Below are 13,104 nucleotides of genomic sequence, written 5' to 3'. Positions count from 1 at the left end.
GAATAGGTAAATCGCTTTTACTCTTAAAGGTTGTGGTGACTGAGGAAGATCAAAGCCTTGCAACTTCGCCATCTTCCCGCCAATCTCTAGTGCCTTCTTAACCAGTTTATCTTCATTATGAAGCTTGGAGCTTTTTGACATCAATAAATCCTCTTCTTCGCTTAAACTAAGGATACATTAAGTGTCACAAACGACATGTTAGTAAGCTCTCATATTGATAACTTTAAGCCACACCACCCTGTAACTGGTTGAAAAATGAACTTAATTGCTCATGTTAGTATTGCCTATAAGCTCTTAAGTTTATATTAGCCGTTGTTCGTTTAAGTCCATCAAGTCAGTGGCAATTCCAACCTTTGATATTGCCAACACTCAAATGCACGAGCTATGGTGCGATAATGATGTCCTTTGAATCAAAACTTCGGTTTCAATTTATTCTCAGTTTCCAATCTCACTATCTGCAAGGTTTGCGCTAGCGTCTTAATTTGACTGCTATTATTAGAACAGATGTCTTTTTCGTAATTCGTCTTGATAGATGGAACTGTCTAGATCCTAGGCACTTTGATAATAATGCAACCTTAACCAAAAGGTGCACAATATGATTGGCAAAGGATACAAAAACTACATTAAATCAGCTCAAACAAAAGAAGCTCGCACCTTTGATATTATCATCATTGGTTCAGGAACTGGTGGCATGAGTGCAGCCTCCTTCTTGGCCCAATCAGGAAAACGCGTGCTTTTGCTCGAACAACATAACGTGCTCGGTGGGTATACCCATACATTTGGTCGCAAGGGATATTCCTGGGATGTGGGTTTGCACTATGTGGGCCAAGTTCATATCGAGGGAACGACATTAAACAAGGTCTTTCGCTATATTTCGAAAGATACGCTCAAATGGGCTCCTCTTGATGACATTTATGACCGAGCGGTCTTTGGCAACGATGAATACCAGTTCCCTAGAGGGCGAGAGAATCTTAAGGCCAAGCTAAAGCAATACTTTCCAGAAGAGCCGGATCAGGCCTCAATCGATGCTTACTTTTCTTTACTCGATGAGGCGAGAAAATTGGGTAGCGGTTATTACATTGAAAAAACCCTTCCCCCATTTCTAGCAAACATTTTTGGTGATTTTCTTCGTCGCAGTACGCTCACATTCTCCGATAAAACCACATTAGAAGTATTAAATGGGATTACTGACAACCCCAAACTGATTGGTGTATTGACCTGCCAATATGGCGATTACGGTTTGGAACCATCAAAGAGCAGTTTTTATATGCATGCGTTGCTTGCTAATCACTATATCGAAGGAGCAGCATATCCAGTTGGCGGGGCATCGAAACTTGCCGAATGCATCGTTCCAATTATTGAACAATCGGGAGGTGTGGCTTTAACACAGGCAGACGTGCACGAAGTTATCGTCGAGAACAATAAAGCCGTTGGCGTGAGTATGAAAGACGGAGAAAAGTTTTACTCCAACACGATTATTAGCGCCACTGGTATTGTAAATACCTATTCGCATTTATTGTCCAAAGATGTATGTAACAGGCATCAGTTAGACAAGCTGATTAACAAGCTAAAACCTGCAACGGCGCATGTCGGTTTATATGTTGGCATTAAAGCATCCCCAGCGACACTAGATTTACCCAAATGTAATTATTGGATTTTTCCTCAACAGTACGATCATGATCAAGGGCGCGCAGAATATACGGATTTTACATCCCCCCTCCCAGTATCTTTTGTCTCGTTCCCTTGGGCCAAAGACCCATCAGCAGAACAAACTCATCCCGGCAGAAGCACCGCAGAAGTCGTGATTTTGGTACCCTATGACTGGTTTGAACAATGGGAAAATACAAAATGGCAGCACCGTGGCGAAGAATATAAGGCCCTTAAAGAACGATTAGCCCTACAGATGTTAGAGCAGCTTTACCGTGTAGCTCCGCAGTTGGAAGGCAAAATCGATTATTATGAAGTCTCTACCCCACTGAGTACTCGTCATTTCTCTCACCATAGACACGGTGAGATCTATGGTATTGCCCATTCGCCACAGCGCTTTAGACAAAAGTTTTTGCGCGTGCATACTCCTGTGTCCGGCTTGTATCTCTCGGGTCAAGATGTCATGACAGCAAGCATCGCAGGAGGAACCATGGCGGGGCTGTTGTGCGCGTCGACAATTTTAAAGACAAATCTACTATGGACAGTCAACCGAACAATAAAATAGTTCTCAATCAGCGTATTGCGATCGTTGGAGCTGGTGCTGCAGGGCTCAGTGCCGCAGAAGCCCTAAGACAAAAAGGCTATAAACACATTACGCTCTTCGAGCGCACCGACCACGCTGGTGGAAAGTGTCTAAGTGTAGAGCTTGGCTCAAAAACCTACGAGCTCGGGGCGGGTATTGTTACGGAGAATAATACCGTCCCACTCCGGCTAGCCAAACAATATGGTATTCCCATCGTGCGGGCTCGCTTCGGCCAAAGTATTTTTGTCGACAAAAACGGCCAGAGAATCGCACCACAGTCACTGGTGTTTAAACTCAAAGTACTCTGGCAGCTGTTTTTCCGCTACCGGCGTATTCTCAAGCATTATAAAGCGCTCGAATCCCCCGGGTTTCACAACCTTTCCCCTGCGATTACGATTCCGTTCGACCAGTTTTCCAAAGAGAACGAAATCACTGACTTGGCCAACATCTTCAGTCTGTTTCTTTCTGGCTTCGGCTATTGTTATTCCGATCATGTGCCAACGGCTTATGTATTGAAATACGTAAACTGGAAGACAATAGTAGCCTACTTAAAAGGCCAAGTTTATATCTTCCCCGACGGTATCCAGGGACTATGGACACGTGTTGCAAAAGAACATGATGTCCGATTTGAAGCTGAGATTACCCAAATTGACCGAGGCGAAGTCATAACAGTTCATTCACAGGCGGGCGCAGAAGAATTCGATAAGCTTATCGTTACCTCACCATTGGATGAGATGACGTTGTTTATGGACTTGAGTGTTCAAGAGCAGATGCTATTTGGAAAAATCAGGTATCTGGATTATCAAACCATTCTTTGCACAGTGAACCATTTCGTTGAAAAGACGGGCTACGTACCAGAAAACTTCAGTAGGGAGCGAGAGGGACACCCCGTTTTCTGGTATTACAGACAAGCCGGACAGCCAATCTATTCATTTTATGTGCTCACGGATAAAAACATCAGCGAAAAAGATGTCACTGATAATCTAAGAACGTTTGTCCGCCAAATGGGCGGGGAGATAGAGTCGATTCATCAATTCATTCATTGGAAATACTTCCCTCATGTTGAATCTAGTGAGATGAACGATGGCTTTTATGACAAACTCAATGAGATTCAAGGAAATCGTCATACCTACTACGCTGGCGAAATACTCAATTTTAGCTGCGTGGGATTTACTAGCGAATACGCTGACTATATCGTACATCGGTATTTTTAATTGAACGGTTCTTAATGGCCAACCATTCCCTATTAACTGCACCCTTTCACTCAATACTAGGCGCTCACTGGTCTAACTCTCCAAAGTCGCTTACTATGCCAAGTACCTACCAAGCTTTGTGAGCCATTCATGAGCAGTAAAAATAATAAGAACCTCAGCATTCTTCTTAAACTCAACACCTTCGTATCCCCTTATAAATGGCGTGTTGCAGCTGCCTTAGTTGCGCTCGTTGCTACAGCAAGTCTGACGTTGTCCGTAGGCTATGGCGTTCGCATCTTAATTGACCAAGGGTTTGCACAGCAATCTCTGCAAGAGCTCACCTATGCGATTCAGTTTATTGTCGGTGTCACGCTATGTATAGCAGTGGGTACTTTCTTCCGTTTCTATCTGGTTTCTTCTGTAGGTGAACGCGTCAGCGCAGATATTCGTCTTGCGGTGTTTAACCATGTGATTACGCTGCATCCTAGCTATTTTGAAACCAATAGCAGCGGCGATATTATGTCTCGTCTCACCACGGATACCACGTTGCTGCAAAGCATCATTGGTTCGTCGTTTTCTATGGCAATGCGTAGCGCGTTAATGTGTATTGGCGCGATCATTATGTTGTTCGCTACCAACTTTAAGCTCACGCTCATTGTGCTGGCTTCCGTGCCATTTGTATTGGTTCCGATTCTTGTCTACGGAAGACGTGTCCGCGCCCTATCTCGTAAAAGCCAAGACACGATGGCAGATGTAGGTAGCTATGCGGGTGAAGCAATTGAGCATATCAAAACGGTACAAAGCTTTAGTTCAGAACAACATGAAAGAGCCGCTTTTGCCATTGAAGTAGAAAAAGCTTACGAAGTCGGCAGACAACGCGTGAAGCAGCGCGCGATTCTGATCTCTGGCGTGATTGTGATTGTATTCAGCGCCATTGCTGGCATGCTTTGGGTAGGTGGCAGTGATGTTATCCACGGTAAAATGTCTGCCGGTGATCTAGCCGCGTTCGTGTTCTATGCCATCATGGTTGCATCATCTACAGCGACCATTTCAGAAGTGATGGGCGAACTGCAAAGAGCCGCTGGTGCAACAGAGAGGCTGATTGAGATCCTACAAGTCGAAAGTGATATTAGCGCGCCAAAAAATCACCTTCCAATCACCGATGATATGCTCGCAGAAGTGACCTTTGAGTCGGTAAACTTCAACTACCCTTCTCGTCCAGATCAACCCGCGGTCAAAGACTTAAAACTGACTGCGGAGCGAGGCAAAGTGCTGGCGCTAGTCGGCCCTTCTGGTGCAGGAAAAACGACACTGTTTGAACTACTGCAACGCTTTTATGACCCGCAACAGGGGCAAGTATTGTTTGGTGGTGAAGACATTAGACAGTTCGATCCAAATGATCTGCGCCGTCAAATGGCATTAGTGCCGCAGCAGCCTGCTTTGTTTAGTCATGATGTGTTCCATAACATTCGATACGGCAACCCAGATGCAACCGACGAACAGGTCATTGATGCAGCGAAGAAAGCCCATGCCCATGAGTTTATTGAGAAGCTACCGGACGGTTACCACAGCTTTTTGGGTGAGCGCGGCGTGAGATTGTCTGGCGGCCAAAAACAGCGAATAGCGATTGCACGTGCGATTCTGAAAGACCCTAAAATCCTATTACTGGATGAAGCCACCAGCGCACTAGACAGTGAGAGTGAACACCATGTTCAGCAAGCGCTTGAGGCATTGATGAAAGACCGCACCACGTTGATCATCGCGCACCGCCTGTCGACGATTCAACATGCAGATAAGATTGCCGTACTGGACGGCGGCGAGCTGATTGATATCGGCAACCATCAGTCATTAATGCAAAGCTGTGAGTTGTATCAGCGATTGGTGGCCTTGCAATTCAAGCGCTTGGGGTAAACATCATTGTTAAACCCGCTCTAAGTAGCGGGTTTTACCGGAGTGACAAGGTGTGGAAGCTTCTCTTTCAGCAGCCTCAAAAAATCACCTAGAGCATGTCACTAATTTAGAATATTGCGTCAACTGCACGTTTAGCGGTGCCGTACAGTTTCCCCACTGTCACCTTAAACACCCATCGAATAAATTTCATCGAAAGATCGGTAATTTTACTTATGCCTCTTCCGGAGAAAACCAACATATGCCCTAATAACCCCTTGGTCTGCTCTGCGAGCTTATCAGACGCCGCGGCAATTTTTTCAATATTTCTAGCCAAATGATCATAAAAAGTCATACCAGTGGATATGCGTGCTTGTAGCTCTATCGCTCGGGCATGCTGGGGTCCAGCATCATTCAGTAATGTAAATAGGGCTGCACTTAGTTTGTTTGCCCAATATCCAGTAAATGAAGCTTGATTCCTATCGTCAAAGCTCAACCGTATAGGTTTATTTAAAAAATCTAAAGATTGTATTTTTAGCTTCTTCCAACTTTCACTATTTGCAGTATTTAAATACCCTGGACTAGCATTACCATCCATACCATGAGCAGAAAAATAGACTCCTACACCATCATCCAATCGATACTCTTTACCACAATAAGGCGCATGAACAAAGGGCCACAAAGGAATCAAAGGCACAGGGTCAGCACCATGAGTACAGCGATATATATCGGTATTTGTCACACTTGATTTTCTAGCATAGGATATTTGACCTACTCTAGGCGCGCCAAAAGTGTAAAGTGTAGTAGTAATTTTTAGTTCTGACTTTATCCAGTCAGAACACAAAGAAGCGAGTGCTCCACCGAGACTATGTCCTACACAATGTATATGCTTCGGTATCTTGCCATTAGAAAGAATAAATTTTCTAATTTGCGGACGTAAGGTGTGAAATGTATTTACAAACCCTGCATGAGCTGAAGCACTATTAGGAGCTCCTTTTAGACCAAGATTTAAATTTGTCATCCAATCATGACCTGTTTTAGTTCCTCTTATTGCAATAACCAACTCATTTTCACGCTTGCCTTTTCCTATGCCAACTAACGCAAACCCCTCCGTCTTCCTTCCAATACCAAAAATCCCACCAGATTGGCCTTTAAATGTTTGCTGTTGCTTACTCAGACTAAACTCTTTCGTGACAAATCTATCTACAACAAACATCTTGTCTTTCTTGTTTGAAATCAATTGATAAGGTAGATAGGCTAACTCTGAAGCTAACTTTGGAGATAAGGGAGTCATAAGTCCTCTCGATGTATTTTTTCGTCGTATCCTCGAAGGCGGCATATACCAAAAACCGAGTGCTCTCGCCCGTTTGGCACAACTCGGTTTTTAAAATGATATTCATAAGGAGAGTCATCTAGATCGCACTCTAGATTATCCAAATTATCAATAACATAATCATGGATATCCAAGCCAGTATGTGAAGACCACATTAAGATTTGATTGCTATTTATATTTGCAGTGATCTGAATTCCAATTAAATTTGTGTTGATTGACAGCGGCTTAAACCATTGACGGTGAATGATTGGTTCAAAATGAAACCTGCCGTCTTTATCTGTTAAAGTAGTTCTTTCATAATACTCACTAAAACCCGCAAGCAGAGCCACTTCGATATTATCAATTGGCTCCCCGTATTTTAAAACAGTACCGGATATAGGAGGGCTAACTACTAGTTTATAGGGTTTAAAATAATTAAACACGTCACTATAACTCATAATAAAAAACAAAAAAAATGCAACCGTTATTGTGCATTTGTACTTAAACATTAATATATCTCGAATTTTGATTTAAAATATATCGAAACCATCTATATTTATCACCCACCTATTAAAATACATTGATAATAATTCGTGCAACTTCACAATTATTTGCAATAGATAATGTTAACTATAATTAGTTTCTTGAAAAATAATTTTGTAGGTGTGGAAAAGTAATACGCACAAATTTTTTAAGATTTGTTCCAGAGGGGAGTAACTACGAGGGGATTTTCACTAGATATAGTTGACCACACTTCAACACCACACGTGTCGAAGAGGTATCCTGTTGTTTTAACGAGCGTATTTCAAAAAGAGCAACGCGCTTTTTTCTAGAAAAATATCAATGCCGAGGCATACGACACCAACTAGATTAACTGACCGAGATTGCGGCTCTCTTTAAGCAAATTACTTAGTGGCAAGAATAATGGCTCTGGTAAGTTGTTTAGCTCACACCACTGCCACTGCTTACATTTATCTGGCTCGGTCACTTGAGGCTCACCGCTATCGCACGATGCTAAGACAAATAACGTCACGTAATGCTTGCCCTCTTTCTCAAAAATGTCATTGGTAAAGGTCAGTTTTTCTATCGAATCGACGACTAAGCCCGTTTCTTCGAAAGCCTCACGCTTAGCACACTCTTCAATGCTCTCACCTAGTTCAAGGTGTCCGCCTGGGGTCGCCCAAGTGTTTGCACCATGAGAACCAATTCTCTCACCAAGCAATATTTTTCCGTCACGAAGGATAATGGTCGCGACACCAACTCTTACTTCTTTATTCACATTACATCCTTCAAAAGCGCTATTTTTTAACTCTACCTCGGTGTCGTTTTGGTAAACGACTACACCTCAACGCCGTTAGTTTTTTGCTCTGGCTTAGACCACTTGATGATGGCACGTAGGTTCATAGAGAAGAAAATGATATTTGCGATTATCATTGCCACACTTCCGGTGAGATAACCCACCGCTACCCAGCTTGTATTGCCACACATCATGAGTACGAAACCAATTTTATTCTTATTTCCTATTTGCCATATGGCAAGAAACGTAAGCACCATCGCAATCCAATCGATCCCATAATACTGAAAATAATCCATTTTCCCTCCACCACTTAGAGTAATGCTTAGGGGGTGAGCCTAAATTAAATAGCACCATGCTAAGCCACCCCAGAACATTATATTTGCTGCCCATACCATTGTGCTTTGGATAGGCAGCATATGAACAATCAACTGGGGACAGCTTTGAATTTCACGAGGAAGAAACAGCATTTGAGGCTGAACATCCCAACTGGTTCCGAAACGAAGGACTCTTTTCAACCGAGGATGACTCAGCAAATATTCAGCGTAGGATGAATAAATTGTCCATAAACCCAAAACACCAAATAACTCGATTAAAGAGATTACCTCTAAACTAAATGGTAATAGTGAAGGCCCACCGATGAGTAAGATAGCCGCAAATATCCATTTTCTATTTTTCACTACACATCCTTGTTAATGATTTAAACTAACTGACTATGAAAGAGCCAGGCCGTTACACTGCCGCAGCCGCAATCAAAATGCAACAATAAATCAATAACTTAATTAACTATTTAGTTAATTAGCACCCTGTCAATTTCAATGGCAAGTTTGGTAGCGATTCGATTAAAGCAGCCTCTAATTAACGCATCACAGTAAGGTAAAGGTTATCGTCTTACGATATTTTTCGGCTCTGTAGAATGTGATGTAGCGGATTTAATACCAACTGCTTGGTTTTATTGGCAATGAACTCCTGTGACAGCGTTAAGGTCAATATCACCGAAAAAACAAATAGAAAAGACAAGCAAGTTACGACTGAATAGCTAGTCAGCAGCATTGGTACGCCAAGAATTATAAAGGCTTTTATAAAGAATCCATGCCAAGCGTATACATATAAAGAGTTTTTCCCCTGCGATAAGATTTTGCTACTTCCCACCGGAATCAGCATTAACACTGCAAAAGCCGTAAGCAATGAGATAAACATAAAACCAAGCCTAATTAGCCCTGCAGAAATACCATCGCTACCGAGTCGAGAATATGAAAAGCTGCCGTATAACCATTGGTGCGGCATATCGTTGTTATAAGCAAAAAAGACAAGATTTAACACTATAACGATCAGTGTGGTGGTATTCAGTCGCGTGGCATATTTGTTTCGGAACTCTGTAAAAACCTCAGGTGTTATCTTATGCCCTATTACAAAAAAAGGGAGGAAGTAAAGTGTACGTGACAAACCAAAATCATAACCTACCGCATCGAAGTAACCGGCACACACAGCAATGAGTAGTGTCAATGATATGGGGAACTTACACTTTAATACTGTAGGAAGCATCAACTTCCATAAAAACAGGCTATAAAGGAACCAAAGAATCCAATATGGTTGAATGTTCTTTGAATAATTACTTATGCTTCCAGTGGTTAGATAGTTAAACACTTCATAAGCAACAGTAAACACAACGAATGGTACCAGTATATTACGGACTGTTTTCGCTACCGCCTCTGAACTGGCATCACTGCGAGACAGCATCCCAGAAACGATGACAAAAGCAGGCATATGGAAGGAATATATAGAGAGATAAGTGGCTTTAATTACTGGACTGTTTTCAATGACAGGCTCCATAACATGCCCAAGGACTACAAGAAAGACCAGTATAAACTTTGCGTTATCAAAATATGGGGTTCGTACCATACCATCCCCTAAACAAGCAGTTCCTTGTTGATTTTTAATGAATCAACCGTCTCTGACACTAATAAAAACTTAGCCAAGCTTGAGTGTGTTGTAAACTTCAGGGGGATTAATAGTTCTGCAACACGATTGGTGGTATGTGATACTTCTAATCAGCAGACTTACTTTTTTTAAAGTACTGGAACACTTTCCAGATGAGAAAGCCTGCGGCACCAACAATGAGTGCAGAGCGAATGAGGATAGGCGCATCATGTTCAAGTTGGCTAGCATGTGGAACAATACTCGCAAACAATCGGCTGGTAAAAAGCAGCCCCATCACTAACATAACTATCTTGTTCATACGCCCTGCCATTAATATAGATGTATTTTCCAGAACAGGCGGATATGTGTTACTCCTTCTCAAGAGCCCTCCTTGTGCTGGGTGAACGTAAAAGAATGCGCTTCTTCTGTATAGTCGTCAACGCGTTATCAGCCTAATGTCAGTAAGCTAATATTTCACATTTGATGGGGACTAATTGGTTCGTGGTGAAGTCATAAATTCACTTTATCTTGCTTGCAGACTTCGCAACCTTATCAAGCCAATTATTTCTTTTATTAATGTTTGACCCCATGACTGGGCCAAAATAGGTTGCAGATCGATTTTTAATACCGGAAAAATCCAAAATTGATTTTTTAAGGTGTCTATAAATCACATTGCCTTTGAATAATTTGTACAATAACGGCGGTGTATCTAACGTAATGAATAACTCTGAGCTGCGCCCCGATAGTAGCTTTTCTGGAAACATGTTTCCTTCAGTGTATTTAAAGGCAAAATTCGGTAAAAAAACTCGGTCAATAACGCCTTTGAACTTAGCTGGTAGCGTCCCCCACCAAACTGGAGTGATGATGACGATATGTTCAGCCCAAAGGACGAGCTCTTGAAAGCGCAGCAAATCAGGCTCTAGTGATGTGTGGCTGTCATAGCCATTATCTAAACTTATTTCGAAGTTCATTTCACTAACGTGTACTTGCTTCACTTCGTTCTTCAACGCGGCAGTGAGAGCGTAATTGTTCGCTATAGATTTACAGAAGCTTTCGCTTTTTGGGTTTGCATTGATAACCAGTACTTTTTTCATAAGATAATCATCCATGGTGACGAAAAGTACAGTTTAAGGTCTCACCTATAGGTCAGAGTCAACCCCTTGAAGACAAACATTTATTGACTCTCGATATTGCTGAATTCGGTCTCTTTGAATTTCTAGCTGCTTGATTTGAAGTTCGACATCTCGTTGCTTATCAATTAAGAAATCTCTCACTATTTGCCAATCAAACTCTTCTTGATCACTTTTTAAGTGCGCCATTTCAGAGAGCTGAATCCCTAGTGTCTGAGCTTCTTGAATAAGCTTTATCAAATTAATATTAGTTTGGGTATACACTCGATACTTACCTGACCGAGCGACGTTGAGTAAACCCAATGACTCATATAGCCTAATAGCCCTTTGAGTAGCTCCTGACAGTTCAGATGCTTCTTTGATGAACACTTCAACCTCCATATTGAATTAGCTATACAAACACTCAGCTACGTGACGAATAAAGCAATCACTATATCGTCAGAACGACAAACATTATGCAGCTTTAGTGCATTTCGCATTCAGACTTATCACTGAACAACTTTAAACTGGATAAAATACAGGTTGTTTTCGGTTGGATAGATTTTACGCAAAATCCATTTGAGTATGAAAACAAATGGTAGATTTTCTGCTTTTGCATGCTTTCTATTTAGTTGTTCAAACGCGACTGGTTCAACGCTGAGTATTTCTAACTGACCAATCTTTCTGTTGTCTTCGTGAGTAAACGCCTCAACGATTTGCCCAACAGCATAATGACTTTCTGATTTATCACGAATCGTTGCCGTCTTCTTTCCAGATAAGATTTGTCGCTCCATCCTGGCGAAAAATGTGATTTTATCCAATGAATTACACCTACTTCCTATTGGTTTCTTCCCTGCACATAGCGTCTCGTATGTGATTAATTGTTATAGTTCATTCCAGTCGCTTAGCGAACTTCTCTTAACCACGTTGAGGTAGTGGGCACTCAAAACGATGGCGAATACGGCGCTTACAGCAAGGGCATTAATCAACGTATCAATAAACATTACTCCGTCTTGAGCAAGGCTAAATAAATACGTCATTGGGAAAAAGATGATAAAGAACTCGGTAAATTTTAAGGCTGCGTTCTTGAAAAACGATTCATAATATACTGGTTTAAGCTCAAAGCCTTGCTTTCGTAAAAATCGATAGAAAAAACTCTTATCTGTGCTGCAAGAAAGCCCGGATGCCTTCAATTGCTCATCAGCACGCTCTAATTTTTCCTTGTAGCTCATATGCATCTCCCAAATGAAAAACTGCGCCAGTTCAGAAAGAATTATCTAGTAACTGCATCGTTTGACTAACAAACATAACGTCAAAACAGCGAATGCTCAATGCAAACTAAAAGTGCAATCTACTGCAAGTCATTTTTAAGGACGTTATGTTATTTTTCAACGCACTATGGCTGATTTTACAATGGAGATACCAATAAATCCCAAGATTGCCCCGGTCACCTTATCAATATAGTAAGCTGCTTTAGTGAATCGTCTCCTAACGGTATGAGTTGATAGTAGGTAGATTATCGCTGCATCCCAAATAAACACTATCAATGTCATCCAGATACCTAGGCCCAGCTTAAAACTAAAGCTCACATCTTTAGTCAATACAACTGTGAATAAGCTTAGGTAAAACAATAGGTTTTTAGGATTCAGTATGCCCGACATAAAGCCGGTGATGAGTTCATAAACAAATGAGTTCGACTGCGTTGGTTCGGTATCTACCTCTTCCTCCAAATGTTCGTAAGAAGATTTTCTCGCTTTAAGCGCTTGAAAAGCAAGGTAGGTCAGAAACAACCCTCCGATGATTTTTAGAGCAATCATAATAGGAACTGAGGCGGCTAAGATAGACCCAACACCGACCAAACATAAGGCAATGTAAACAGCATTGGCTAACGCTATTCCCGCAGCAACACCAAGTGCGTTTTTACTATTGTTTCTGATGGCACTTTTTACAACTAACACAAAGTCTGGCCCAGGACTTAACAAAGCTAAAAAATGCGCTAATGCTACTGTCGCAAAAATACCAATTAAACTAATATCCATATAAGCACCGCCCTTCATACCTAACTGATGAATTATGCACTAAATTGGAATAGAAATATAATGACTTGTAAAAACCGGAGCGGAGTAGACTAAAATCACTAAAACGACCAAAGTTCATGT

Annotated in this window: 16 protein-coding genes; 3 read left to right on the top strand and 13 right to left on the bottom strand. The window is 41.7% G+C overall.

From position 1 onward, the window contains the following. On the bottom strand, positions 1–141 hold a 141-nt coding region (locus ACTS60_RS03340; protein ID WP_440886766.1), incomplete at its 3' end, for a DUF5062 family protein. 454 nt (positions 142–595) lie between these two features. On the opposite strand from ACTS60_RS03340, the gene ACTS60_RS03335 reads away from it, so the two are divergent. The 3 genes from ACTS60_RS03335 to ACTS60_RS03325 all read left to right on the top strand — a co-directional run bounded on the left by ACTS60_RS03335 (position 596) and on the right by ACTS60_RS03325 (position 5,334). Further along, on the top strand, positions 596–2,212 hold the full coding sequence (locus tag ACTS60_RS03335; protein ID WP_440887129.1) for a phytoene desaturase family protein: 1,617 nt from the start codon (positions 596–598) through the stop codon (positions 2,210–2,212). Then, entirely contained in the window at positions 2,185–3,444 is a 1,260-nt protein-coding gene (locus tag ACTS60_RS03330) for an FAD-dependent oxidoreductase (RefSeq protein WP_440887128.1), read from the top strand. The genes ACTS60_RS03335 and ACTS60_RS03330 overlap by 28 nt, the downstream gene beginning before the upstream one ends. Before the next feature lie 129 nt (positions 3,445–3,573). Continuing rightward, positions 3,574–5,334: an ABC transporter ATP-binding protein/permease gene (locus ACTS60_RS03325; protein ID WP_440887127.1), complete on the top strand. Its 1,761-nt coding sequence runs from the start codon at positions 3,574–3,576 to the stop codon at positions 5,332–5,334. A gap of 106 nt (positions 5,335–5,440) precedes the next feature. Here the strand turns inward: ACTS60_RS03325 and ACTS60_RS03320 are convergent, their stop codons facing one another. The 12 genes from ACTS60_RS03320 to ACTS60_RS03265 form a co-directional block, all read right to left on the bottom strand. After that, on the bottom strand, positions 5,441–6,604 hold the full coding sequence (locus ACTS60_RS03320; protein WP_171358141.1) for a lipase family protein: 1,164 nt from the start codon (positions 6,602–6,604) through the stop codon (positions 5,441–5,443). Beyond that, positions 6,601–7,131 carry a DUF6795 domain-containing protein gene (locus ACTS60_RS03315; protein ID WP_440887126.1) on the bottom strand — a complete coding sequence of 177 codons (531 nt, stop codon included), beginning with the start codon at positions 7,129–7,131 and terminating at the stop codon, positions 6,601–6,603. Before ACTS60_RS03315 ends, ACTS60_RS03320 begins: the two co-directional genes overlap by 4 nt. 356 nt (positions 7,132–7,487) lie before the next feature. Further along, positions 7,488–7,901, bottom strand: a complete 414-nt coding sequence (locus tag ACTS60_RS03310) for a nucleotide triphosphate diphosphatase NUDT15 (RefSeq protein ID WP_440887125.1) — start codon at positions 7,899–7,901, stop codon at positions 7,488–7,490. A gap of 59 nt (positions 7,902–7,960) precedes the next feature. Beyond that, positions 7,961–8,215, bottom strand: coding sequence for a nicotinamide mononucleotide transporter (locus tag ACTS60_RS03305; protein ID WP_038883972.1), 255 nt, complete (start codon positions 8,213–8,215; stop codon positions 7,961–7,963). A 39-nt stretch (positions 8,216–8,254) separates the two neighbouring features. Continuing rightward, positions 8,255–8,596 carry a hypothetical protein gene (locus ACTS60_RS03300; protein WP_440887124.1) on the bottom strand — a complete coding sequence of 114 codons (342 nt, stop codon included), beginning with the start codon at positions 8,594–8,596 and terminating at the stop codon, positions 8,255–8,257. A 211-nt stretch (positions 8,597–8,807) separates the two neighbouring features. Next, a complete protein-coding gene (locus tag ACTS60_RS03295; RefSeq protein WP_440887123.1) occupies positions 8,808–9,818 on the bottom strand; it encodes an acyltransferase family protein in 1,011 nt (336 codons plus the stop codon). Between the two features lie 145 nt (positions 9,819–9,963). Beyond that, positions 9,964–10,155: a hypothetical protein gene (locus ACTS60_RS03290; protein WP_440887122.1), complete on the bottom strand. Its 192-nt coding sequence runs from the start codon at positions 10,153–10,155 to the stop codon at positions 9,964–9,966. A gap of 199 nt (positions 10,156–10,354) precedes the next feature. Next, positions 10,355–10,930 (bottom strand): NAD(P)H-dependent oxidoreductase, encoded by a 576-nt coding sequence (locus ACTS60_RS03285; protein ID WP_440887121.1) that lies wholly within the window; start codon positions 10,928–10,930, stop codon positions 10,355–10,357. A gap of 45 nt (positions 10,931–10,975) precedes the next feature. Then, entirely contained in the window at positions 10,976–11,335 is a 360-nt protein-coding gene (locus ACTS60_RS03280; protein WP_440887120.1) for a MerR family transcriptional regulator, read from the bottom strand. Between the two features lie 119 nt (positions 11,336–11,454). Then, a complete protein-coding gene (gene yqfB, locus ACTS60_RS03275; RefSeq protein ID WP_440887119.1) occupies positions 11,455–11,766 on the bottom strand; it encodes a N(4)-acetylcytidine aminohydrolase in 312 nt (103 codons plus the stop codon). 63 nt (positions 11,767–11,829) lie between these two features. Next, positions 11,830–12,177 carry a DUF6404 family protein gene (locus ACTS60_RS03270; RefSeq protein WP_440887118.1) on the bottom strand — a complete coding sequence of 116 codons (348 nt, stop codon included), beginning with the start codon at positions 12,175–12,177 and terminating at the stop codon, positions 11,830–11,832. A 156-nt stretch (positions 12,178–12,333) separates the two neighbouring features. Then, entirely contained in the window at positions 12,334–12,984 is a 651-nt protein-coding gene (locus ACTS60_RS03265) for a LysE family translocator (RefSeq protein WP_440887117.1), read from the bottom strand. Positions 12,985–13,104: the final 120 nt, after the last annotated feature.

It is taken from the genome of Vibrio sp. WZ-1 (assembly GCF_052037695.1).
Classification (GTDB): domain Bacteria; phylum Pseudomonadota; class Gammaproteobacteria; order Enterobacterales; family Vibrionaceae; genus Vibrio.
Note: the sequence above shows the minus strand (reverse complement) of the source record. Positions and strands in the feature narration are given on the sequence as shown.

What these genes read in the sequence shown, in the direction of transcription:
- ACTS60_RS03335 (WP_440887129.1), top strand. Translation starts at nt 596, where the DNA reads ATGATTGGCAAAGGATACAAAAACTACATTAAATCAGCTCAAACAAAA.
- ACTS60_RS03330 (WP_440887128.1), top strand. Translation starts at nt 2,185, where the DNA reads ATGGACAGTCAACCGAACAATAAAATAGTTCTCAATCAGCGTATTGCG.
- ACTS60_RS03325 (WP_440887127.1), top strand. Translation starts at nt 3,574, where the DNA reads ATGAGCAGTAAAAATAATAAGAACCTCAGCATTCTTCTTAAACTCAAC.
- ACTS60_RS03320 (WP_171358141.1), bottom strand. Translation starts at nt 6,604, where the DNA reads ATGACTCCCTTATCTCCAAAGTTAGCTTCAGAGTTAGCCTATCTACCT.
- ACTS60_RS03315 (WP_440887126.1), bottom strand. Translation starts at nt 7,131, where the DNA reads ATGTTTAAGTACAAATGCACAATAACGGTTGCATTTTTTTTGTTTTTT.
- ACTS60_RS03305 (WP_038883972.1), bottom strand. Translation starts at nt 8,215, where the DNA reads ATGGATTATTTTCAGTATTATGGGATCGATTGGATTGCGATGGTGCTT.
- ACTS60_RS03295 (WP_440887123.1), bottom strand. Translation starts at nt 9,818, where the DNA reads ATGGTACGAACCCCATATTTTGATAACGCAAAGTTTATACTGGTCTTT.
- ACTS60_RS03290 (WP_440887122.1), bottom strand. Translation starts at nt 10,155, where the DNA reads ATGAACAAGATAGTTATGTTAGTGATGGGGCTGCTTTTTACCAGCCGA.
- ACTS60_RS03285 (WP_440887121.1), bottom strand. Translation starts at nt 10,930, where the DNA reads ATGAAAAAAGTACTGGTTATCAATGCAAACCCAAAAAGCGAAAGCTTC.
- ACTS60_RS03270 (WP_440887118.1), bottom strand. Translation starts at nt 12,177, where the DNA reads ATGAGCTACAAGGAAAAATTAGAGCGTGCTGATGAGCAATTGAAGGCA.
- ACTS60_RS03265 (WP_440887117.1), bottom strand. Translation starts at nt 12,984, where the DNA reads ATGGATATTAGTTTAATTGGTATTTTTGCGACAGTAGCATTAGCGCAT.